This is a genomic window from Mesorhizobium sp. P2_D1 (assembly GCF_056404455.1).
The window spans coordinates 112,793-132,409 of the sequence record NZ_JBFUDZ010000009.1; the positions used below are offsets into that span (position 1 = coordinate 112,793).

The window sequence follows — 19,617 nt, forward strand, 5'->3', positions numbered from 1 at the left end:
TGCGATGTCCCTTGCCATGCGATTTGAGACAGATACCGGCACCTTGCCGGCGCGGCCTGAACGGCAAGCTGAACCAGTGCTGCGCGCCGAGGGCCTTTCAAGGAAATACGGCCCGGTCACAGTACTGTCGGATGTGACGCTGGATATCTTGCCAGGCGAGATCCACGCGATCATCGGGGAGAACGGCGCGGGCAAGTCGACGTTCATGCGACTGCTGTCCGGCTACATCGAGCCGACCCAGGGCATGCTGTCCATGGCCGGAAATCGGGTGCGCTTCACCAAGCCTGATCAGGCTCAGGTAGCCGGCATTGCGCTCGTTCACCAGGAAATCCTGCTGGCCGAAGCACTCACCGTTACCGACAACCTTTTCCTCGGCCGAGAACTCACGAGGGGCGGCCTTGTCGACGACAAGGGCATGCGTCGTATCGCGGTGGCGAAACTGGCTGAGATCGGCTGCGCGGTGTCGCCAACCGCATTGGTGCGAGACATCTCACTGGCCGACCGCCAGCTCGTCCAGATCGCCCGTGCTTTGCTCGACGAGCATCGCCTCGTCATCTTTGACGAACCGACAGCGGTGCTGACCGGGGAGGAAGTCGAGCGCCTGCTTGCCATCATCTTTGGCCTCAAGTCGCGCGGCATTGCCGTCCTCTATATCAGCCACCGCCTCGACGAGGTTCAGCGGCTGGCAGACAAGGTGACTGTCTTGCGTGACGGCAAGATGGTGGGCACCTACCCGGGGCATTCATTGAGCCAGTTCGACATGGCGCGGCTCATGGTGGGCCGTGATCTCGCCGCGCTCTATCCGCAGAAGCGCGCAGTGCGGACGAACCAGCCAATGCTGAGCGTGCGGAACGCAAGGGTGCCCGGCTACGTCCAGGACGTGTCCTTCACCGTTCACAAGGGCGAGATCCTCGGCTTTGCCGGGATGATCGGGGCAGGGCGGACCGAGCTCTTCGAAGGCATCCTGGGTTTGCGGCCGGCGAATGCGGCCATCGAGCTGAACGGTTCCCCAGTGCATATTCGTTCGCAGCGGGAAGCCATGGATGCCGGCATCGGCTACCTGACGGAGGACCGCAAGGGCAAGGGTCTGCTCCTGCAGGAAGAGTTGGCGCCGAACCTCACTCTATCCGCGCTTGCCCGCTTTCATCCCGGTCTCATGGTTCGACGGCGCTCCGAGGCGCAGGCGCTGGCGCAAGCCGTTTCCAGCTACGACATCCGGGTGAAGAGCCTGAATGTCAAAGCCGGACAGCTTTCAGGCGGCAATCAGCAGAAGCTGCTTCTGGCCAAGGTCCTGCTGACCGAACCTTCAGTCGTCGTCATCGACGAGCCGACGCGCGGCATCGATATCGCCAACAAGGCCCAGATCTACGCCGTCATCCAGGAATTGGTCGACCAGGGCAAAGCCTGCGTCGTCATCTCCTCGGAGATGCAGGAGTTGGTCGGCATCTGCGATCGCATCCTGGTGATGCGCGAGGGCAGGATCAGCGGCGAGGTATCGGGTGTGGCGATGACCGAGAGCAACATCGCGCTGCTTGCGACCAGCGAGAGGGGTCACGACGTTGCCCCCGGAGGAAAACCGTGACCGCACTGACAAGTTCCACGCCAGCCCGCACCGAACGACAATACCATGTCTCATGGGCCGATGCCGGACCCTTCCTCGCGCTCGTTGCACTGCTGGTCATCGGGTTTCTGGTCAATCCGGATTTCCTCTCGGCGACCAATCTCGGCAACGTCGTCACGCGCAGCGCCTACGTCGCGATCATCGCCGTTGGCGCGACGTTCGTGATTTCCTCCGGCGGCCTCGACCTCTCCGTCGGTTCGATGGTCGCCTTCATCGCGGGCATTACGATCATGTTCATGAACATGATGGCGCCGAGCCTCGGTCTGTGGGCAATCCCCGCGGGCATGGCGATGGCGGTCGCTGCAGGTCTGCTATGCGGACTGGCGAACGGTCTGATCGTCACCGTCGGGAGGATCGAGCCGTTCATTGCCACGCTCGGCACGATGGGCATTTTTCGGGCACTGATCACCTATATGACGAATGGCGGCACGATCCCCATCGATCGATCGCTGCGGGAGGCCTACAGGCCGGTCTATTTCGGCACCCTCGCCGGCATTCCTGTTCCGATCCTGATTTCGGCCGTTGTGGCATCGATCGGCGCCTTCGTACTCTACAAGACCAAATACGGCCGCAAATGCGCGGCTGTCGGCGCCAATGAGGACGTCGCCCGCTATTCGGGCATCTCGGTCATCAAGACGCGCACCATCGCCTTCGTCATCCAGGGCGTGTGTGTCGCCGTCGCCGCCATCTGTTACGTGCCACGGCTTGGAGCGGCGACCCCGACCACCGGAGTGCTGTGGGAGCTGCAGGTGATAACCGCCGTGGTCATCGGCGGCACCGCTCTTCGCGGTGGCAAGGGCCACATTTGGGGGACGGTCGCAGGTGCCGTGATCCTCGAGCTCATCGCCAACCTGATGGTGCTGTCCGATTTCGTCTCCGAATACCTGGTCGCCGCAGTGCAGGGCGTCATCATCATCATCGCCATGCTCGTGCAGCGGTTTTCGAAATAACCCGTCCTCGGACCCGACGGGTGCCTTGTGTTGTCTGGTCCATATCTCTGGGAGGTAGTTGATGTTTAGTAGAAAATGGGTCGCGGCCGCGGCAGCTGGCGCGCTGTTGTTGGCCGGCCAGGCGCTTGCAGCCGACAAGAAGGTGGTGGCGGTCTCGATCCCAGCGGCGGATCATGGCTGGACGGCTGGAATCGTGTACCACGCACAGGCTGCCGCCAAGGAAATCAACGCGGCGTTTCCCGATGTCGAGGTGGTCGTCAAGACCTCGCCTTCGGCGGCCGAGCAGGTGAGCGCGCTTGAGGATTTGTCCGCCAGCCGCAAGCTCGATGCCCTGGTCATCCTGCCATACACGTCCGAGGAACTGACCCAGCCGGTCAAGGCCATCAAGGACATGGGAACGTTCATCACCGTCGTCGATCGGGGGCTGACCGATGCCTCGATCCAGGACCTCTACCTTGCCGGCGACAATATCGCGGTGGGCACCAACACAGCGAAGTTCATGATCGACAAGCTGGGCGGCAAGGGTGACCTCGTCGTGCTGCGCGGCATTCCGACCGTCATCGACGACGAGCGTATCAAGGGCTTCGAGGATACGATCAAGGGCACCGGCCTGAAGGTGCTCGACATTCAGTATGCCCATTGGAACAGCGATGAAGCCTTCAAGCTCATGCAGGACTACCTGGCCAAGTATCCGCATATCGACGCGGTCTGGGCCAACGATGACGACATGCTGCTCGGCGTGCTGGAGGCCGTGAAGCAGTCGGGCCGGACGGACATCAAGGTGGCGCTCGGCGGCAACGGCATGAAGGATATCGTCAAGAAAGTGATCGACGGCGATGCAATGACGCCGGTCGAGACGCCATACCCGCCGTCGATGATCAAGACGGCAATCTACATGACCGTCGCCAATCTGATTGGCCAGGCGCCGGTCCGCGGTACGGTCAAGCTTGACGCACCGCTGATCACCCAGGCCAACGCCAAGGAATACTACTTCCCCGATTCCCCGTTCTGATCCCGACTTCGAGCCCTGAGGGGCAAGACGCGGGATGCGCCTTGCCCATCACAAACACCGAGAGGAAAGAGCCATGCCAGGCAAAAAAATCCTGATGCTGACAGGTGAGTTCACCGAGGAATATGAAATCTTCGTCTACCAGCAGGCGATGGAGGCCGTCGGCCACACTGTTCATGTCGTCTGCCCCGACAAAAACGCCGGCGACTTGATCAAGACGTCGCTRCACGACTTCGAAGGCGACCAGACCTACACGGAAAAACCCGGTCACAACGCACTGATCAACAAGACTTTTTCCGAGGCCGAGAAGCAGCTTGACCAATATCATGCGGTCTACTGCGCCGGCGGACGCGGACCGGAATACATCCGCACCGACAAGCGCGTGCAGGCGATGGTGCGCCACTTCCACGAGGCGAAGAAGCCGATATTTACGATCTGCCACGGCGTCCAGATCCTGGTTGCCGTGGACGGCGTCGTCCGTGGCAAGAAGGTCGGCGCTCTAGGGGCCTGCGAGCCGGAGGTGACGCTTGCTGGCGGCACCTACATCGATCTGTCACCGACCGATGCCTATGTGGATGGGACGATGGTGTCGGCCAAAGGTTGGACGGCGCTTGCAGCCTTCATCCGCGAATGCCTGAAAGTGCTGGGAACGGAAATACGCCACACGTGAGCCTTTGGCCCGACGCATTCTCAAGGGGATGCGTCGGTTCCCTCGATGGGCCACGTCGTGGGCGGTCATGAACCCGCCGGGCGCGTTCGCCAATCATGTTCCTGCTTGAACCCCAGGACCTCGCGCAGCTTTCGATTTGAGATTGGCCCCTCGAACACGCCCATGGAGCGCGTAATCGGCGTGTCGGGCGCGTGCTTCTTGAGAAACTCTGCCGTTGGTGTGTCCGAGACGATGTTGTCGTTAACGGCGTTGAATACCTGGAACCCCAAACCGTCCTTCTCGATGCACAAATGCACGATCTGGCCCAGGTCGCGCGCGTCCATATAGGTCCAGCCGTCGCGCTGCCGCTTTGAGGGCTCGGCCAGGAACTCCGGAAACCGGGCGTAGTCCTGCGGTTCGACAACGCCGCCGATCCTCAGAGCGTAGATATCGCTCCCTGTGCGGGTAGCGAAGGAGCGCGCGATCTTCTCGCCCAGGACTTTTGAAAGGCCATAGCTGTCCGTCGGATCGGTGTCGTAGTCCTCTTCCACCGGAAACGATGTGAAGTCGCGTTCGCCTTCGGCAAAGCACACGCCATAGACCGTTTCGCTGGAAGCTGTGACGATCTTGCGAATGCCGAGTTTGGTGGCGGCCTCGATCACATTGTAGGTCGACTGCACATTGGCGGCGAACATGGCGTTGTCCGGCCGCAGGAATATCCGCGGGATCGCCGCGAAATGGACCACGGCGTCGACCGGGCCGCGGCCCTTTCCGCCGAAATATTCCTTGAAGCCGAAATGCAGCGTCAGCGCATTATAGGTCTCGCCGGCATCCGCAAGGTTGGTGATCACAGTCTCCACCCCAGGCACATCGAGAGGTGCCAGGTCGAGGTTCAGAACCTGATGCCCACGTTCGAGCAGATAGGGTATGACGTGGCGGCCGATCTTGCCGCTGCCACCGGTGAAAACGATCCGCTTGCCCATGGTTTCCTCCCAACGGACCTCATTTCGTCGAGCGGCAGAAACGTGGCCAAAACGCACTTCCGCTTAGCCGCATGTTGTCCGGTCAGCGCCTATTCAAAGATGCCGAAGCCAGGCACGGCGTATTTGTGCACGCCGTCCATGTTGAGCTCGACACCGATGCCGGGCGTGTCGGGTATGACGATGTGGCCATCCTCGACGATCGACTTGGCGCCATCCGGCAGGCGCACATAACCATCCCACGCTTCCCGCTCTTCGAGGGCATGCCACTCCAGCACGAGGAAGTTCGGCACGCTCGCGCACACATGGCATGTCGCCATCGTGCCCAGCGGTGTCGACACAAGATGCGGTGCGAATGGCACGTAGTACATTTCAGCGAGATTCGCGATCTTGCGGCTTTCGGCAAGGCCGCCGCATTTCGGCACGTCGGGCATGATGACGTCGGCGCCGTAATTCTGGAACAGCTCCCGGAAACCCCAGCGCAGATAAAGATTTTCGCCGACGCAGATTGGCGTCTTGGTTCGCATGCGGATCTGTTTCAGGGCCTCGACGTTCTCAGCCGGAATTGGCTCTTCCAGCCACAGAAGGTTGAACCGCTCCATCTCCGACGCGATGCGGCTGGCGCTGAGTACGTCATAGCGCGCGTGCAGGTCGATGCAGAGGTCTACGTCAGGACCGATCGCGTCGCGCACCGCCGCAACGCGCTCCACCATTGAGCGGAGCTCGGCGCCGTTGATGGTGTGGTTCACCGCATCGAACTTTGCCGGATGACGCACGTTGTCGATGTCGAATTTCACGGCCGTGAAGCCCTCGGCCACCATGCGGCGGGCGCGCGTTGCGCACCCCTGCGGCGATCCCGCTTCGTCATCGCCGTGGCCGCAATCGGCATAAAGCCTTATCCGGTCGCGGAACTTGCCGCCGAACATGCGATAGAGCGGCTGCCCCGCCGCCTTCGCCGCCACGTCCCACAGCGCCATTTCAAGCCCGGTCAGCGCGATGAGAAAGACGCCGGCCTGCGCACCGGAAAAGACATGGTCGCGACGGATCTTGTCCCAGCAATATTCGACGTTGCGGGGATCCTCACCAATGAGTTCCGACTTCAATTCCGAAATAAGTCCGACGATCGCGGCCGCGCCCGCGTCGGGATTTGCCTCGCCATAGCCGGAGATACCGGCGTCGGTATCGATACGGATCAGGGTCGCCTTGCCGTGATAGGCGACGACCGCCGTCTTGATGTCCACGATCTTCATCGAAGCTCCTCCCGGGGTGGCTCACCCCATACCTGTGCACTCACCTTGCGGGTAAGGCMTCAACTTGTCCGATGAGCATATAAGAAGAGAAGATGAAACGTAAACCCCTTTTTCCGACCGTTTTGCCGAATGTGTTTTTGGCTGTTGCGCCGGCGCAGGACGGTTTAACGGCCCGGATGGTGGAAATTTCTATCTCCGATCAAAAATAAGGGGCAGGTCACGATTTACTTGTCAGACGAGCATATAAGTCTATAAATGTCGAGGCAAACTGGGCGACGTGCCAAGACGGGCATGCCGCCGATCAGGAGGAGCAAATGCAACAGCGACAGTTAGGATCGTCGTCGGTCAAGGTATCCAAGATTGGCCTGGGTACCTGGGGTATGTCGGGCGCGTTCTGGGGCGCGGCCAATGACAAGGAATCGATACGGGTGATTCAACGCGCCATGGAACTCGGCATTACCTTGATCGATACGGCCGAAGCCTATGGGCATGGCCATGCCGAGCAGGTTGTCGRCAAGGCGCTCGCCGGCAACCGGGAAAAAGCGGTGATCGCGACCAAGGTTGCCCCGAACCATCTCGAACCCGCGGCGCTCGAGGCGGCGCTCGACGGCTCGCTGAGACGGATGCAGACGGACTATGTGGACATCTATTTCGTCCACTGGCCGAACGCGGACTTCCCGATTGGCCCGACCATGGAAATGATGGAACAGCTGCGGTCATCCGGGCGGATCAAGGCGGTCGGCGTTTCCAATTTCAGCACTGCTGAAATGAACAGCGCACGCCAGTATGGCGTCATCGACGTGCTCCAGCCTCCCTACAACATGCTGTGGCGCGAGGTTGAGGCGGAAACTCTGCCCTATTGCCGCAAGCACAATATCGGCGTCATGCCCTACAGTGGTCTTGCCCAGGGGCTGCTTACCGGCCTGCTCTCGCCGGATACCAAGTTCGTCGAGGGAGACGAGCGGCGCACCACCGTGCTGTTCCAGCCGGGCACCTACGAGCGAGCCGTCGCCGCTGTCGACGCCCTCAAACCGATTGCGGCCAACTACGGCAAGACGGTGCCACAGCTTGCGATCCAGTGGCTTACCAGCAGGCCAGGCGTGAGTTCGCCGCTGGTCGGCGCGCGTACTGTCAGGGAACTTGAGGAAAACATCGAGAGCGTAGGCTGGACGATTTCCGACGCGGACGTCGCCGCCATCGACAAGCATACCACGCCTATCTGGGCGGAAATCAAGGACAAGGGCGATATGTTTGGTTTTCGCGCCCGGCAGCGCCAGGAGCGGGAAGCGAAAAGGGCTTAAAGCGCGCCGCGTTGAAAGGATTCAGGCGATGCGCTTTTGCATGTCGTTGCCCCAAGACCGGGGCCAGTTCTGGGCGACATGCATTGAATCCGGCCGTGTCCTCCCAACACGCCACGGCGCGGCCAGTGCGTTTGCTGGCCGCGCCGCACCAGGGGTGGTCAAATGGCTAATCCTTATACGGTAACCCGACGGCGGTGGTTGCCTTCAGGTGCCGGCGCATCGCTTCTTCCGCACGTTTTGCGTCGCGCGCAACGAGTGCCTCATAGATTGCCCTGTGATCTTCCGTCGCGAAGGACAGGGCATGAGGCATCTGATTGCTGACGCGCCGGCTCGCCGCCTGCCACCATCGCGACGAGTACATGAAGCGGTCGAGGATCCTGTTTTGGGTAGACCGGCAAATCTCCATGTGGAAGTCGAGGTCTAGCTTCAGATAGGCATCCGGATTGTCCTCGGTCGCGGACATGGCTGCCAGCAGTATGCCAAGACGCTCAAGGTTTTCCTTCGTCATATGCTTGGCAGCGATGGCGGCGATGGCAGGTTCGATGATAATTCGCGTCGCGTGTGCTTCCGCCAGCAGTTGCCGGATCTGCTCGGGCGGCAGCCAGTCGATGAGCAATGGACTGAGATAGTCCCATTCCTCGGCCGGACGCAGCACCACGCGCCGTCCCTGTGCGATCTCGATCATGTCGAGGGAAGCCAGAATCTTCAACGCCTCGCGTGCCACCGCGCGCGATACCCCGAATTCTTGCAGGATCTGTTGCTCCGACGGTCCTTGGCCCCCGGAAACACCGTCGGTGGCGATGCGACGCGCGAGCACGCCTGCCACCTGCTTGGGCAAAGTTTGAAGCTTGACCTCCATGGCATCCATCACTAACATCCACTTGTCTGATAAGCTTATAGGCAGATGGCTAGATATGCAGTCAACTATGTCATAAAAATGCTCACTAGCCTATAACTCGTGCCGCGGGAAGGGAGGATTGGACGTTGGAGATATCCAACCCCGGCGTTCGCCACCCGAGATGAGGATCGATATACTGTCGCTGAACGCGGCGGCCATCGTTGCTCAATCGTCCAGCGGGCTCGCAAGGGTCGCCTGGTTTCCGTGAGGAGAAATGTATGCGCGTAGCAAAGCGCGCCGGAACAAACGGAACACCGGAAGACCGACAAGAGAATGACAGAATCTCCGCCAGAAGCCGGCGAGGGCCATAGGCCCACTGCACGGCAAAGGTGGTGTCTGCACGGGAGTGATCCAGACAGTCTCCTGGCGGGAGGAGCAAGCCGCCGCGGACTTTGACGGGAATGCTGAACGTCGTCGCTCGACCCAAAGGGCCGACCAATCATGATCAAGGAGGAAATTGTGATGTCCGGAAACTTATCGAGACGCAAATTCCTGGTGGCTGGCGCCACGGTGGCGGCAGGATCGCTCGCCGCGCCATGGATCGCCAGGGCGCAGGCCAACGAGATTACGGCGCTGCTGATCACGGGCGGCCCGCTCTATCCCAAATATTGGGAGAAGATTGTCCAGGATTTCACGGCGAAGACCGGCGTCAAGGTCCGCTATGATCTGCTGGAATTCACGCCGCTGACATCGAAGGTCGTCACGTTGAGCGCCGCGCGATCGAGCCAATATGACGTCTACAGCACCCACACGGCGCAGATTGACTCCTACTTCAGCCATTTTGCGCCGCTGAACAGCTATTTCAGCGAGTCCGAATTGGCGGATTTCTATCCGGTCGCTGTCAAATATCTGCGCGATCCCAAAAACRGCAATCTGGCGGCTATTCCGCGCAACATGGATGCGCGCGTTCAATATTACCGCAGCGACATCTACCAGGAGAAAGGCCTGAAGCCGGCCGAGACCTGGGAAGAACTCGTCGACGTCGGCCTGAAACTCACCGGCAATGGCCATTACGGGTTGGTTGTCCCGGGGCAGGGCGATCCGGCCCAGCGTACCTTCAGCGATCTCCTGTGGCAGGCCGGCGGGGATTGGGTCGATCAGGCCAACAAACCGGCCTTCAATTCCGAAGCCGGGATCAAGGCCCTCACATTCTACCGTGACCTCGTCCAGAAACACAAAATCGTCCCCCCGGATGCCGTCGGCTATCAGTGGAACGAAAATTCGACTGAATTCTCGTCTGGAACGGTCTACGCCAATTTTGACTGGCCGGGCGCTTTCGCCACTCTCTCCAATCCGGACACCTCCCGCGTTGTCGGCAAGTGGTCGAGCGCGCCCTATGTGCGGGACAAAGCGGCAATTTCCTGCGCCATCTCGCACGCCATGGCCCTCAACGGCCAGTCGGGGCGCAAGGATCCCGCGGTCGAGTTCATCAAGTATACGGTCGGCCCTGAGGCGCAGCGCCTGCAGTTCGACGAGTTCACCAACTTCCCCAGCAGTCAGGCGATCGCCAAGGAGGTGATCGCGGCGGCGAAAGGCCCGCAGGCCGCATGGCTGCAGCAGCTAGAGACGACGATCGCGAACGGCAAGGAATGGCCCAAGCTGCCTGGCTTCTCAAAAGTCTGCACCTTGATGTTCTCGGCCATCGAACAGGCGCTCACCGACCAGGTTTCGCCAAGCGATTCGCTCAATCAGGCGGCCGTGGAAGCGGAAGACGCCATGCGTCGGGCCGGAGCCTACGACTGAGGATGTCGTCCATCCCGCACGGCCGGGTGTCGGGGCGTCGGCGGCGTTCGCCGCTGCCCTACACCTGGCAGAAGGGGTACCTTCTGGCCGGCCCGGCGTTCGTCGTCATGCTCGCCATCTTCGTCTATCCCCTGGGGTACTCGTTCCTCATGAGTTTCTTCCGGTGGGATCTGAGCGGCTCCGCGCCGTTCATCGGGACAGGAAACTACACAGACGAGCTGTTTGGTCGGCAGTTCAACCAAGCCCTTCGAAACCAGATCATCTTTAGCGTCGTCTCCATTACGGTCGAGGTGGTGGCCGGAATGGCGATCGCGGTGCTGGTCAACGGAGAATTGCGGGGCATGCGGCTCGCCCGCACGCTGCTGTTGGTGCCACCGATGATCGCTCCTGCCGTCGTCGGCCTCAATTTTCGGTGGCTTTTCAATACGCAATACGGTCTTGTTGATGCATTGCTGCGCATGTTCAACCTGCCCAGCATTCCCTGGCTCAGTGACCCGACCTGGGCCCTGGTCTCGGTCATTATCGCCGATGTCTGGCAGAACACGCCGCTGATGGTGCTGCTGTTCCTGGCCGGCCTGCAATCCTTGCCCCAGGAGCCGCTCGAAGCCGCGACGGTGGACGGCGCCGGGCCGTGGCAGCGCTTCTGGCACATTGTTCTGCCGTTGATGCGTCCGGTCATCATGATCGCGTTGATGCTGCGTATCATAGACACGTTCCGGACCTTCGACGTCGTCTGGCTGATGACGCAGGGCGGGCCGGGTGGCGCTTCCAACCTGCTTACCGTCTACGCCTACCTGCTGGCATTCCAGGCCGTGGATTTCGGGCACGCGGCGGCGGTTTCCTACATTGCTCTGGGGATGTCCCTGGTCGTGCTCGGCCTGCTCTACGGAGTGCCGTGGCTGATCGCAAAGCGGAGGGCCATCTGATGGATACTGCGGCCGTGAGCACCCATCGCAAGCCAAGACGCCGCCGCCGCCGGTTCACAGCCGGCGTTGCCGGACGCTACCTCGCTCTCATCCTGACCATCGCCTTCACCATTTTTCCGTTGGTGTGGCTGTTCCTGACGTCGATCCGCAGCTCGGCCGACATCTTCTCCGTGCCGGTCCACATCATTCCCGTGACCGCGACGTTGACGCAATACGTGTCGGTTTTCCGCGAATATGACACCATGGATTATGTCTGGAACACGGTCATCGTATCGTTCGTGACCGTCATTTTGGTCCATTTGCTGGCCATCCCCTGCGCCTATGCGCTGTCACGCTTCAGGATGCCGGGCGTCATGGTGATCTTCGGCCTGCTCTTGATCATGCGGATGATCCCGGTCATCGCGCTCGCCATCCCGCTCTTCGCCGTGTTCGCGGCAATCGGCCTCCTGGATTCGGTCTGGGCGCTGATCCTCGCCCATACGGCTGCCAAACTGCCCGTTGCCATCTGGCTTCTGCTGGGCTTCATCCAGGATGTCCCGAGAGAGATCGAGGAAGCTGCCCAGTCAGACGGCGCCGGCACAATGCGCACGCTGGTCCAGATTGTCACGCCGCTGATCGCGCCTGGCATCGGGGCCAGTGCGGTGATTACCTTCCTTTTCACCTGGAACGATTTACTGCTCGCACTGACCCTGACGTCGAGCAAGTCCGCGCAGACCCTGCCGGTCGGGCTCACCAATTTCGTTTCGCAGTTCGGCATCAACTGGGGCGCCATGTCAGCTGCCGGCGTTCTCATGGTCATCCCGACTTTGGTGTTTGTCTGGTTTGCCCAAGGGCTGTTGGTCAAAGGCCTGACCACCGGTGCGGTCCGTGGCTGAGCGGCGGGCAAGGAAGGAATGCGCTCGATGCTTTCGACGACAGTTGGTTTGGCAAGTGAGACCGACGCGGGGGATAAAAGTGGTGCTGCGCTAAGAGAGGATGACGAGTGGAAGCGGATCAAATACCGGCGATATCAGACATTTCCCGGCCACCGAGGCAATTGGTCGACGCGCTTGCAGCGATCGGTTCGGCGACACTGGCCAGTGAGCTCTATCATAAGATGGGAATTCGTGATCCGCACATCCGGGGCCCGAGGCCATTGAGGTCCGGCCGCACTGCGGCAGGCCCGGCTCTCACGCTCCAATGCATGCCGAAGCGCGAAGATCTCTATAACGAAACAGAGTATGAGGACCCGGAGCGACAGCTCCACCGTCACGTTCTCTACCCCACGCAGCCGGGCGACATGGTTGTCGTCGATGCGCGCGGCGATCTGGGCAGCGGCATCTTCGGCGAGATGATGCTCACCTATTTCGCCGGTCGCGGCGGGGCCGGGGTGGTCGTCGACGGCTGCATCCGCGATTCTGCCCAGGCCGCGGCCCTGGATATCGGTATCTGGGTGAAGGGGGCGACGCCGAATTTCCACGCCCAGACCAACATTGTCCCCTTCGCCGTCAACGTCCCCATCGCGTGCGCGAATGTGCTCGTCATTCCCGGCGACATCATAGTGGCTGACGACGATGGCGTCGTCGTCGTGCCGATCGCACTTGCGCCCAAGCTGGTCGCGCTTGCCGGCGAGCATATCGAGTGGGAAGAATTTACCCGCGCGCGCTTGGCCGAAGGAGGGGATTTGCGGAAATACTACCCGTTGAGCCCGGAGGGCGAGACCGAATACCGCGCATGGCGGCACGCTCAGCGAAAATGAGCAGGGCCTGCACGGGAGGAAAATAGATGTCTGGAATCCAGATAGAACAGCTCGGCAAGAGCTTCGGCGCCGTGGAAGTTCTGCGCGACGTGAACATTGAAATCGCCAGCGGCGAGTTCGTGGTCCTTGTCGGTCCCTCGGGCTGCGGCAAGTCAACTCTTCTGCGGATGATCGCCGGCCTGGAAGAACAGACGACGGGCGAGATCCGCATTGGCGGGCGCGTCGTCGACGAGATGCCCGCCAAGTCGCGCGACATCGCGATGGTCTTCCAAAGCTATGCGCTCTATCCGCATATGAGCGTGGCCGACAATATGAGCTTCGCCCTTCGACTGGCCAAGGTCCCCAGGGAAGAGATCGTCTCGAGGGTGAAGGCAGCCGCCGAAATCCTCGGCTTGCAGGATCTGCTGCGTCGTATGCCGCGCCAGCTGTCTGGCGGCCAGCGCCAGCGGGTCGCCATGGGCCGCGCGATCGTGCGCGACCCGGCAGCCTTCCTGTTTGACGAGCCGCTCAGCAATCTCGATKCAAAGTTGCGCGTCAAGATGCGTGCCGAGATCAAGAAGCTGCACCAACGGCTCGGGCGCACCAGCATCTACGTCACGCACGACCAGACCGAGGCGATGACGCTTGCCGACCGGATAGTGGTGCTGAACCGAGGCCAGGTTGAGCAGATCGGTACCCCTTCCGAGCTCTACGAGAACCCTGCCAACCTTTTCGTTGCGAGCTTTATCGGGTCACCGGAAATGAACCTGATCAAGGGCCGAATCGACAATGGCGCATTCGCCGCCGAGCAGGGCCTGCGCTTGCCCTTGGCCGATGGCGCTCGGATCAGTGACAGGGAAGGGGTGGTATACGGGATTCGCCCGCAGCACATCACGGTCGGCGGCACCCACGCAAAGGCAACGGTTCAGGTGGTGGAACCGACCGGCGAGGCCCAGGAACTTACCTTAAATGCGAATGGCGTCGATCTGATTGCCGAAATCCGGGAACAGCCACTGTTCAAACCTGATCAAGAGGTGAAGTTGGAGATAATGGTGCATAAGGTGCACCTGTTCGACGCCCAGAGCGGCACCAGGATAAACTAGAGCGCTTGTGCGATCGGAACGTCTTGCCAGGCGTTGGTGTCCATCCCATCGAATACAATCAGCGAACGCATCAATGTTTCCCTTGCCGAAGCCAGATGGGCTCGGCAGACCCGCTCAATCCGCCCGGAATCGCGGCTTTCGAGCGCATCGATATAGGCGAGATGCTCGAGGATCGCCGCCTGGTTACGCTGTTTTTCGTCATGCTTGTTCCACTGATAGTGGTAGTGGAAAATGAAGCTGATGATATCGTAGAAATCGTCGATGAAGCGGTTCGGCGAAGCCTCGTTTATGAGCCGGTGGAACCGGTTGTCGAGACTGGAGAAGTCGTGGAAGCGGCTTTCAATCTGCTTCAGCAGTTCGGTATGCGCGCTCTTCAGCGCGCCCAGCTTCTCCCACAGGGGAGACGTGTCGGGCTGTCGTGAAAACAGATGCGCCGAGCGCAGCTCGAACATCACCCGGATCTCGAACAACTCAAGTGCGAAATCTTCCGTAAAGCCCTTGAAAAGCCAGCCCGTATTCGGCCTCTTCTCGAGCAGTCCAAACCGGCTGAATCGGATCAGGAACTCGCGAATTCCGTTGGTCGCGACGCCGAACTGACGCGCAAGCTCGAGTTCGTTGATGCTGGTACCGGGTCTGGTGTCACCCCGCAGCATCCATTCCATGAACTGCTGTTCCACGTGCTTGGCCCGTGAGGTGGTTTCGGCGTCGGGATAGTAATCGCTATCCTCGACCGCACGGCCTGCCGTCCTGACACCGCTGCGCTCGGCGATAAGGTCGCGATGGGCAAGTTCTCCCAAGACCTTTCGGACAGTCGTGCGGCTGACTCCCGTTTTCCGTCTAAGCTCATTTTCCGAAGGGAGCTCTCCGGTCAATTGTCCGTCGCGCAGCATACTGGCGACGCGATTGAAAGCCTTCTTGTAGACAGTGTCGGTTCGCATCGGATCTTCCTCTGAGCAAGACCTTGTCCTTTCTACCATGAACTTTATCCATAAAAAACAACTTGACCAAGTCATGCTGGTTGTTTTTTATCGATAAGAGGGAACTAAAATACAGCATGAGTTTTTGACGACGCGGCTTGCACGGGCCGCGGCGGGGAGGGAACTTTGCCTGAAACGCGAAACACCGGCACCACTGTCGGCGACGCGGCATTGCCAGCACCCAAGAAGCAAGAAGCCGTTCCCGGCCTCGCGCTTGGCCTGGCCCTGCTGAGCGCCGGTCCGGTCGTCATCCTGGTGTTGCTGATCGTCGTTCTCAGTTTTCTGTCCCCCTATTTCCTGACTGGACGCAACCTTAGTAACATCCTCGCCCAGACCGCCGTCATCTCGGTGGTGGCGATGGGCCAGCATCTGGTCATTCTGACACGAGGGATCGACCTCTCCGTCGGCTCGAACCTGGCACTGGCTTCCGTCGTCGGCGCGCTCAGCTTTCATGCCGGTGCTCCCGCCTTCGTCGTGATCGCGGTGATGGTTGGCTGCGGGGCGGCGGTCGGCACCATCAACGGGCTCTTCTACGTCTTCGGCCGGTTGCCGCATCCTTTCATCATCACGCTGGCGACATTAAGCATCGCCAAGGGGCTGGCGCTCCAGCTGGCCGAAGGGCGCGCCATCCCTGGAATGCCGTATGCCATCGATGCGCTTGGCCGCGAGGCGGTCTGGGGCCTGCCTGGATCGGTTTTTGTGGTTGCGGGCGTTGCCGCGGTGCTTTTCGTCATGGCCAAAACGATGGTCTGGGGGCGCTGGATTTATGCCGTCGGCGGCCGGCCCGACGCTGCCGTGCGCATGGGCATTCCGGTGTCCTGGGTCCTGGTTTCGGTCTATGTGATCTCGGGTCTGTGCGCCGGCATCGGTGCGGTCATCCTTGCCGGCCGCACCGATGCCGGTTCGCCCTTGTTCGGCAATCTGCTGGAACTGGATACGATCGCGGCGGTGATCATAGGCGGTGCCAGTTTTCTCGGCGGCCGCGGACATCTTGGCCATGCCTTGATTGGCGCCATCATGATCGGCGTCATCCGCAACGCGCTCAACCTGCTCAACGTCAACGTCTTCTTCCAGCTCATCGTCATCGGCGTGGTCATCGTCATCGCGGTCGAGGCCGACGTGCTGCGCAACTATCTCGAAGGCCGCGTGCGGGTCATGCAGGCCGGGAGGCAGTCATGAGCGCCGTTGCGGCCAGCGTCGATCCTTCAGCCTCCGCGGATCATCCCGTCCTGGCGGTGCGCGGCGCTACCAAGCGTTTCGGCTCAGTCGTGGCGCTGGACGATGTCAGCATCGAGGTCCGACGCGGCGAGATCCTCGGGCTTCTCGGCGACAACGGCGCTGGCAAGTCGACGTTGACCAAATGCATCAGCGGGGTGCACCAACTCGATGCCGGCGCGATCCTTCTGGACGGTGCGCCAACGCAGATACGCTCCCCTGCGGACGCGCGCTTCGCCGGCATCGAGACCGTCTATCAGGATCTGGCGCTTTTCGACAATCTGACGCCGGGACAGAACTTCTTTGCCGGCCGCGAGTTGGCCGGGCCGCGATGGCTTCCTCGCGGCATGCGATTTCTCCAACAGCGCAGGATGGATGCCGAAACGCGCATTCTGCTCGCCAATCTGAAGGTCACGTTGCCAAGGCTGGACGCCGTCGTCGCCATGATGTCGGGCGGTCAAAGGCAAGCCATCGCCGTGGCCCGGTCGACCGTGTTTGCCCGCAAGGTTGTGATCCTGGACGAACCGACCGCCGCACTTGGCCTGCGTGAATCGCGGCAAGTGTTGAACCTGGTCGCGACGCTGCGTGACCAGGGCAACGCCGTCATCCTGATCACCCACAACATGGAACACGTCACTGAGCTTGCCGACCGCGCCGTGGTGCTTCGCCAGGGCCGCAAGGTCGGCGAACTGGTGCCGACCAAGGACAACAAGCAGGAGCTGGTCTCCATGATCGTTGGGGCCTGACTCGCTCGAAATTTGGGGACTGTTCCGGTCCGCAAATGCCTGAAGCGACTTCCGCCGGAAGACGCCTCAATCCAAGGGAGGAATGGAATGCCAATGAACCGAAAACTGTTCACCGGGCTGGCGATCGCCGTTGCGTTTGCGATGCCGGCTTCGGCCGCCGACAAGATCAAGATCGGCCTGATTACGAAATTCCCGGTGCCGTTCTACTCGACCATGGAGGATGCAGCCAAGAAATACGCCGCCGCCCATCCCGAGATCGAGCTGGTCACCGGCCAGGGCCAGGCGGCGACCGACATCGAAGGGCAGATCGCGCTGATCGAGTCCATGATCACGCAAGGCGTCAAGGGTCTGGCGATCACTCCGGTCGATCCGACCGTTGCGCCGGCGCTCGACAAGGCGGTCGCCGCCGGCATCAAGGTGGTTCTCGTCGACAACAGCATCCCGGACTGGAAAGGCCAGACAGCGCTGGTCTCGACCAACAACCTCAACGGCGGCAAGATCGCCGGAGAGTACCTCAAGACCGTGCTCAAGAGCGGCGACAAGGTCGGCATCCTGCAAGGTGTTCCCGGAGTGCCAGCACTCGACGACCGGGTGACCGGCATGATGGAGGGCCTCGGCGACGTCAAGATCGATGTCGTCGGCAAGGGTGCAACCAATTGCACGCTCGAACTTGGCACGTCGGTGACCGAAGACATCCTGACCGCCAATCCCGATCTCAAGGCGATCTACTCGGCCTGCGGCCCGCCAATCCCGGGCGCCGTCAAATCGATCAGCAATGCGGGCATCGCCAACGACAAGATCATCCTGGTCGGCTTCGACGCCTGCTGCGGTGAGATCGAAGCGATCAAGTCGGGCGCGGAAGATGCCAGCGTTGCGCAATTTCCAGCAAAAATGGGTGAGCTTGGCATAGACACGGTCGTCAAGGCGATCCGCGGGGAAGCCGTCGAGGCCAATGTGGACACCGGCGCCGGTCTCGTGACGCTGCAGAACGTCAAGGACTTCGAGTGATCCACCAGTGGTCCGGTGGATTGCACCGCCGGACCACTTCCTGTTTCCGCACTCCAGGAATTATGCCGTTAGCGAAGGGGTGGAATTACACTTATGGACGCCACCATCAAGATCGTCCGATGCGCCGAGCCCGGCAGGCTGGCGTTCGAGGAACAGGCAGCGCCAGGCGCTCCGCCGGAAGGCTGGGTGCTGGTCAACGTCGCCCACGTCGGCATCTGCGGAACCGATTACCACATCTTCCAGGGCAAGCATCCGTACCTCGCCTACCCACGCGTCATGGGTCATGAGGTTTCGGGAACAATTGGGGCAATCAACGGGCCCGTGGACATGGCGGTCGGGCAACATGTCGTCGTCAACCCCTATCTTGCCTGCGGCAATTGTCCCGCCTGCCGCCAGGGCAAGCCGAACTGCTGCCTCGCGATCGAGGTGCTTGGCGTGCACCGTGACGGTGCCATGAGCGAGCAGATTCTCGTACCGGCGCAGAACCTCATTCCAGCGACCGGTCTGTCATTGGTCGAGGCGGCTACGGTCGAGTTCCTGGCCATCGGTGCGCACGCGGTTCGCAGGTCCATGGCCGGGCCGGGCAGCCGCACCTTGGTTATCGGCGCAGGGCCAATCGGCCTCGGTACCGCGCTTTTTGCCCGCATAGCGCGGCAGTGCGTGACCGTCATGGATGTCGATGCCGAGCGGCTGGCTTTTGCCGCAAGGCAAGGTTTTCTGGTGATCGACGGGTCGAAGGGTTCGATTGTCGAGACGATAGCAGAGCGAACCGCCAGGACAGGTTTCGATGTGGTCTTCGACGCAACGGGAAACAGCCGTTCGATGCGGTCTGCCTTCGCCTATGTTGCCCATGGCGGCGTCATGGTGATGGTCAGCGTCGTGCAGGACGACATAACCTTCTCCGACCCAGAGTTCCACAAGCGGGAAATGATGCTGATCGGCAGTCGCAACGCGACGCGCGCCGACTTTCTGCACGTCATGGCATCGATCCGCGCTGGAAAAATACCGATCGACGAACTCGTCACGCATCGTACGACCCTGCGTGACAGCCCACGCGATATTGCGATCTGGGCACAGCAGAAGTCCGGTCTGATCAAGGCTGTCATCGATGTGGCGGGATCTGGCTGATTTTGCCAAACGCCGTCGTGAGAAAAAGTCTCTCCCGAGCGTGTGAGATATCTGCGAGGAGAGAGGACCAGCCTGACTGGGCAGGACACCCTGGTAAGGGTCCTAGGGGCTCAGGAGGTCGCCATAGACGACGACGTGATGCTCAACGAATTCCGGCTTGTTGATCAGGTACTGATCGTCCTTGGGATAGTAGTGGGCCCGCTCGGGTTGCTCGCCCGCATAGGCCTTTACCGCTTCCATATCGGTCCACCAGCTCAGAGCGCATATCTCCGTAACGCTATCGCTGAGGTCGCGCAGCGTGATCTGGTGACCGAGATTGCCTTTGGTGGCGGCAAGCTCGTCGCCACCGGTCCCTGCCACGTAGCGCGAGTATTCGGCGGCCATCTGCGTGCGCAC

The 19,617-nt window shown here is 61.0% G+C and carries 19 protein-coding genes; 14 read left to right on the forward strand and 5 right to left on the reverse strand.

Going from position 1 to position 19,617, the window contains the following annotated elements:
- Nucleotides 1-16 precede the first annotated feature (16 nt).
- The 4 genes from AC1D0I_RS09965 to AC1D0I_RS09980 all read left to right on the forward strand — a co-directional run bounded on the left by AC1D0I_RS09965 (nucleotide 17) and on the right by AC1D0I_RS09980 (nucleotide 4,250).
- Entirely contained in the window at nucleotides 17-1,582 is a 1,566-nt protein-coding gene (locus AC1D0I_RS09965) for a sugar ABC transporter ATP-binding protein (protein WP_477394751.1), read from the forward strand.
- On the forward strand, nucleotides 1,579-2,571 hold the full coding sequence (locus AC1D0I_RS09970) for an ABC transporter permease (RefSeq protein WP_095087570.1): 993 nt from the start codon (nucleotides 1,579-1,581) through the stop codon (nucleotides 2,569-2,571). The genes AC1D0I_RS09965 and AC1D0I_RS09970 overlap by 4 nt, the downstream gene beginning before the upstream one ends.
- A gap of 61 nt (nucleotides 2,572-2,632) precedes the next feature.
- Nucleotides 2,633-3,583: a substrate-binding domain-containing protein gene (locus AC1D0I_RS09975; RefSeq protein WP_477394753.1), complete on the forward strand. Its 951-nt coding sequence runs from the start codon at nucleotides 2,633-2,635 to the stop codon at nucleotides 3,581-3,583.
- Between the two features lie 73 nt (nucleotides 3,584-3,656).
- On the forward strand, nucleotides 3,657-4,250 hold the full coding sequence (locus tag AC1D0I_RS09980; RefSeq protein ID WP_457154763.1) for a DJ-1/PfpI family protein: 594 nt from the start codon (nucleotides 3,657-3,659) through the stop codon (nucleotides 4,248-4,250).
- Nucleotides 4,251-4,315: 65 nt separating this feature from the next.
- Here the strand turns inward: AC1D0I_RS09980 and AC1D0I_RS09985 are convergent, their stop codons facing one another.
- Both AC1D0I_RS09985 and AC1D0I_RS09990 read right to left on the reverse strand, forming a co-directional pair.
- Nucleotides 4,316-5,212 carry an NAD-dependent epimerase/dehydratase family protein gene (locus AC1D0I_RS09985; protein WP_477394755.1) on the reverse strand — a complete coding sequence of 299 codons (897 nt, stop codon included), beginning with the start codon at nucleotides 5,210-5,212 and terminating at the stop codon, nucleotides 4,316-4,318.
- Between the two features lie 89 nt (nucleotides 5,213-5,301).
- On the reverse strand, nucleotides 5,302-6,459 hold the full coding sequence (locus AC1D0I_RS09990; RefSeq protein WP_477394757.1) for a mandelate racemase/muconate lactonizing enzyme family protein: 1,158 nt from the start codon (nucleotides 6,457-6,459) through the stop codon (nucleotides 5,302-5,304).
- Between the two features lie 314 nt (nucleotides 6,460-6,773).
- On the opposite strand from AC1D0I_RS09990, the gene AC1D0I_RS09995 reads away from it, so the two are divergent.
- Nucleotides 6,774-7,760: an aldo/keto reductase gene (locus AC1D0I_RS09995; protein ID WP_477394758.1), complete on the forward strand. Its 987-nt coding sequence runs from the start codon at nucleotides 6,774-6,776 to the stop codon at nucleotides 7,758-7,760.
- Nucleotides 7,761-7,926: 166 nt separating this feature from the next.
- Here AC1D0I_RS09995 and AC1D0I_RS10000 read toward each other — a convergent pair whose 3' ends face one another.
- The gene (locus tag AC1D0I_RS10000) at nucleotides 7,927-8,628 is read right to left on the reverse strand and encodes a FadR/GntR family transcriptional regulator (RefSeq protein WP_477394760.1); all 702 of its coding nucleotides are present in this window, start codon (nucleotides 8,626-8,628) and stop codon (nucleotides 7,927-7,929) included.
- A gap of 492 nt (nucleotides 8,629-9,120) precedes the next feature.
- Between AC1D0I_RS10000 and AC1D0I_RS10005 the strand changes: the two genes are divergently transcribed.
- The 5 genes from AC1D0I_RS10005 (at nucleotide 9,121) to AC1D0I_RS10025 (ending at nucleotide 14,147) form a co-directional block, all read left to right on the forward strand.
- Nucleotides 9,121-10,401, forward strand: coding sequence for an ABC transporter substrate-binding protein (locus AC1D0I_RS10005; protein WP_477394761.1), 1,281 nt, complete (start codon nucleotides 9,121-9,123; stop codon nucleotides 10,399-10,401).
- A gap of 2 nt (nucleotides 10,402-10,403) precedes the next feature.
- The gene (locus AC1D0I_RS10010; RefSeq protein WP_477394763.1) at nucleotides 10,404-11,327 is read left to right on the forward strand and encodes a carbohydrate ABC transporter permease; all 924 of its coding nucleotides are present in this window, start codon (nucleotides 10,404-10,406) and stop codon (nucleotides 11,325-11,327) included.
- Nucleotides 11,327-12,202 carry a carbohydrate ABC transporter permease gene (locus AC1D0I_RS10015; RefSeq protein WP_477394765.1) on the forward strand — a complete coding sequence of 292 codons (876 nt, stop codon included), beginning with the start codon at nucleotides 11,327-11,329 and terminating at the stop codon, nucleotides 12,200-12,202. The genes AC1D0I_RS10010 and AC1D0I_RS10015 overlap by 1 nt, the downstream gene beginning before the upstream one ends.
- Before the next feature lie 122 nt (nucleotides 12,203-12,324).
- Nucleotides 12,325-13,065, forward strand: a complete 741-nt coding sequence (locus AC1D0I_RS10020) for an RraA family protein (RefSeq protein ID WP_477394779.1) — start codon at nucleotides 12,325-12,327, stop codon at nucleotides 13,063-13,065.
- A gap of 26 nt (nucleotides 13,066-13,091) precedes the next feature.
- Nucleotides 13,092-14,147, forward strand: coding sequence for an ABC transporter ATP-binding protein (locus tag AC1D0I_RS10025; protein ID WP_477394767.1), 1,056 nt, complete (start codon nucleotides 13,092-13,094; stop codon nucleotides 14,145-14,147).
- On the opposite strand, the gene AC1D0I_RS10030 is transcribed toward AC1D0I_RS10025, so the two are convergent.
- Nucleotides 14,144-15,085 (reverse strand): GntR family transcriptional regulator, encoded by a 942-nt coding sequence (locus AC1D0I_RS10030; protein ID WP_477394781.1) that lies wholly within the window; start codon nucleotides 15,083-15,085, stop codon nucleotides 14,144-14,146. The two genes, AC1D0I_RS10025 and AC1D0I_RS10030, sit on opposite strands and share 4 nt — an antisense overlap.
- A 165-nt stretch (nucleotides 15,086-15,250) precedes the next feature.
- Here AC1D0I_RS10030 and AC1D0I_RS10035 point away from each other — a divergent pair, with 165 nt between their 5' ends.
- The 4 genes from AC1D0I_RS10035 to AC1D0I_RS10050 all read left to right on the forward strand — a co-directional run bounded on the left by AC1D0I_RS10035 (nucleotide 15,251) and on the right by AC1D0I_RS10050 (nucleotide 19,221).
- Nucleotides 15,251-16,303, forward strand: a complete 1,053-nt coding sequence (locus tag AC1D0I_RS10035) for an ABC transporter permease (protein ID WP_477394768.1) — start codon at nucleotides 15,251-15,253, stop codon at nucleotides 16,301-16,303.
- Nucleotides 16,300-17,085 carry an ATP-binding cassette domain-containing protein gene (locus AC1D0I_RS10040; RefSeq protein WP_477227445.1) on the forward strand — a complete coding sequence of 262 codons (786 nt, stop codon included), beginning with the start codon at nucleotides 16,300-16,302 and terminating at the stop codon, nucleotides 17,083-17,085. The genes AC1D0I_RS10035 and AC1D0I_RS10040 overlap by 4 nt, the downstream gene beginning before the upstream one ends.
- A 93-nt stretch (nucleotides 17,086-17,178) precedes the next feature.
- Nucleotides 17,179-18,093, forward strand: a complete 915-nt coding sequence (locus tag AC1D0I_RS10045) for a sugar ABC transporter substrate-binding protein (protein WP_457154369.1) — start codon at nucleotides 17,179-17,181, stop codon at nucleotides 18,091-18,093.
- 105 nt (nucleotides 18,094-18,198) lie between these two features.
- Entirely contained in the window at nucleotides 18,199-19,221 is a 1,023-nt protein-coding gene (locus AC1D0I_RS10050; protein ID WP_477394783.1) for a zinc-binding alcohol dehydrogenase family protein, read from the forward strand.
- A gap of 102 nt (nucleotides 19,222-19,323) precedes the next feature.
- Here the strand turns inward: AC1D0I_RS10050 and AC1D0I_RS10055 are convergent, their stop codons facing one another.
- Nucleotides 19,324-19,617 carry a hypothetical protein gene (locus AC1D0I_RS10055; RefSeq protein ID WP_477227444.1) on the reverse strand — a complete coding sequence of 98 codons (294 nt, stop codon included), beginning with the start codon at nucleotides 19,615-19,617 and terminating at the stop codon, nucleotides 19,324-19,326.

Coding starts and splice junctions, on each gene's coding strand:
- AC1D0I_RS10010 (WP_477394763.1), top strand. CDS start 10,404: ATGTCGTCCATCCCGCACGGCCGGGTGTCGGGGCGTCGGCGGCGTTCG.
- AC1D0I_RS10000 (WP_477394760.1), bottom strand. CDS start 8,628: ATGGATGCCATGGAGGTCAAGCTTCAAACTTTGCCCAAGCAGGTGGCA.
- AC1D0I_RS09975 (WP_477394753.1), top strand. CDS start 2,633: ATGTTTAGTAGAAAATGGGTCGCGGCCGCGGCAGCTGGCGCGCTGTTG.
- AC1D0I_RS09990 (WP_477394757.1), bottom strand. CDS start 6,459: ATGAAGATCGTGGACATCAAGACGGCGGTCGTCGCCTATCACGGCAAG.
- AC1D0I_RS10045 (WP_457154369.1), top strand. CDS start 17,179: ATGAACCGAAAACTGTTCACCGGGCTGGCGATCGCCGTTGCGTTTGCG.
- AC1D0I_RS10015 (WP_477394765.1), top strand. CDS start 11,327: ATGGATACTGCGGCCGTGAGCACCCATCGCAAGCCAAGACGCCGCCGC.
- AC1D0I_RS09965 (WP_477394751.1), top strand. CDS start 17: ATGCGATTTGAGACAGATACCGGCACCTTGCCGGCGCGGCCTGAACGG.
- AC1D0I_RS09985 (WP_477394755.1), bottom strand. CDS start 5,212: ATGGGCAAGCGGATCGTTTTCACCGGTGGCAGCGGCAAGATCGGCCGC.
- AC1D0I_RS10030 (WP_477394781.1), bottom strand. CDS start 15,085: ATGCGAACCGACACTGTCTACAAGAAGGCTTTCAATCGCGTCGCCAGT.
- AC1D0I_RS10040 (WP_477227445.1), top strand. CDS start 16,300: ATGAGCGCCGTTGCGGCCAGCGTCGATCCTTCAGCCTCCGCGGATCAT.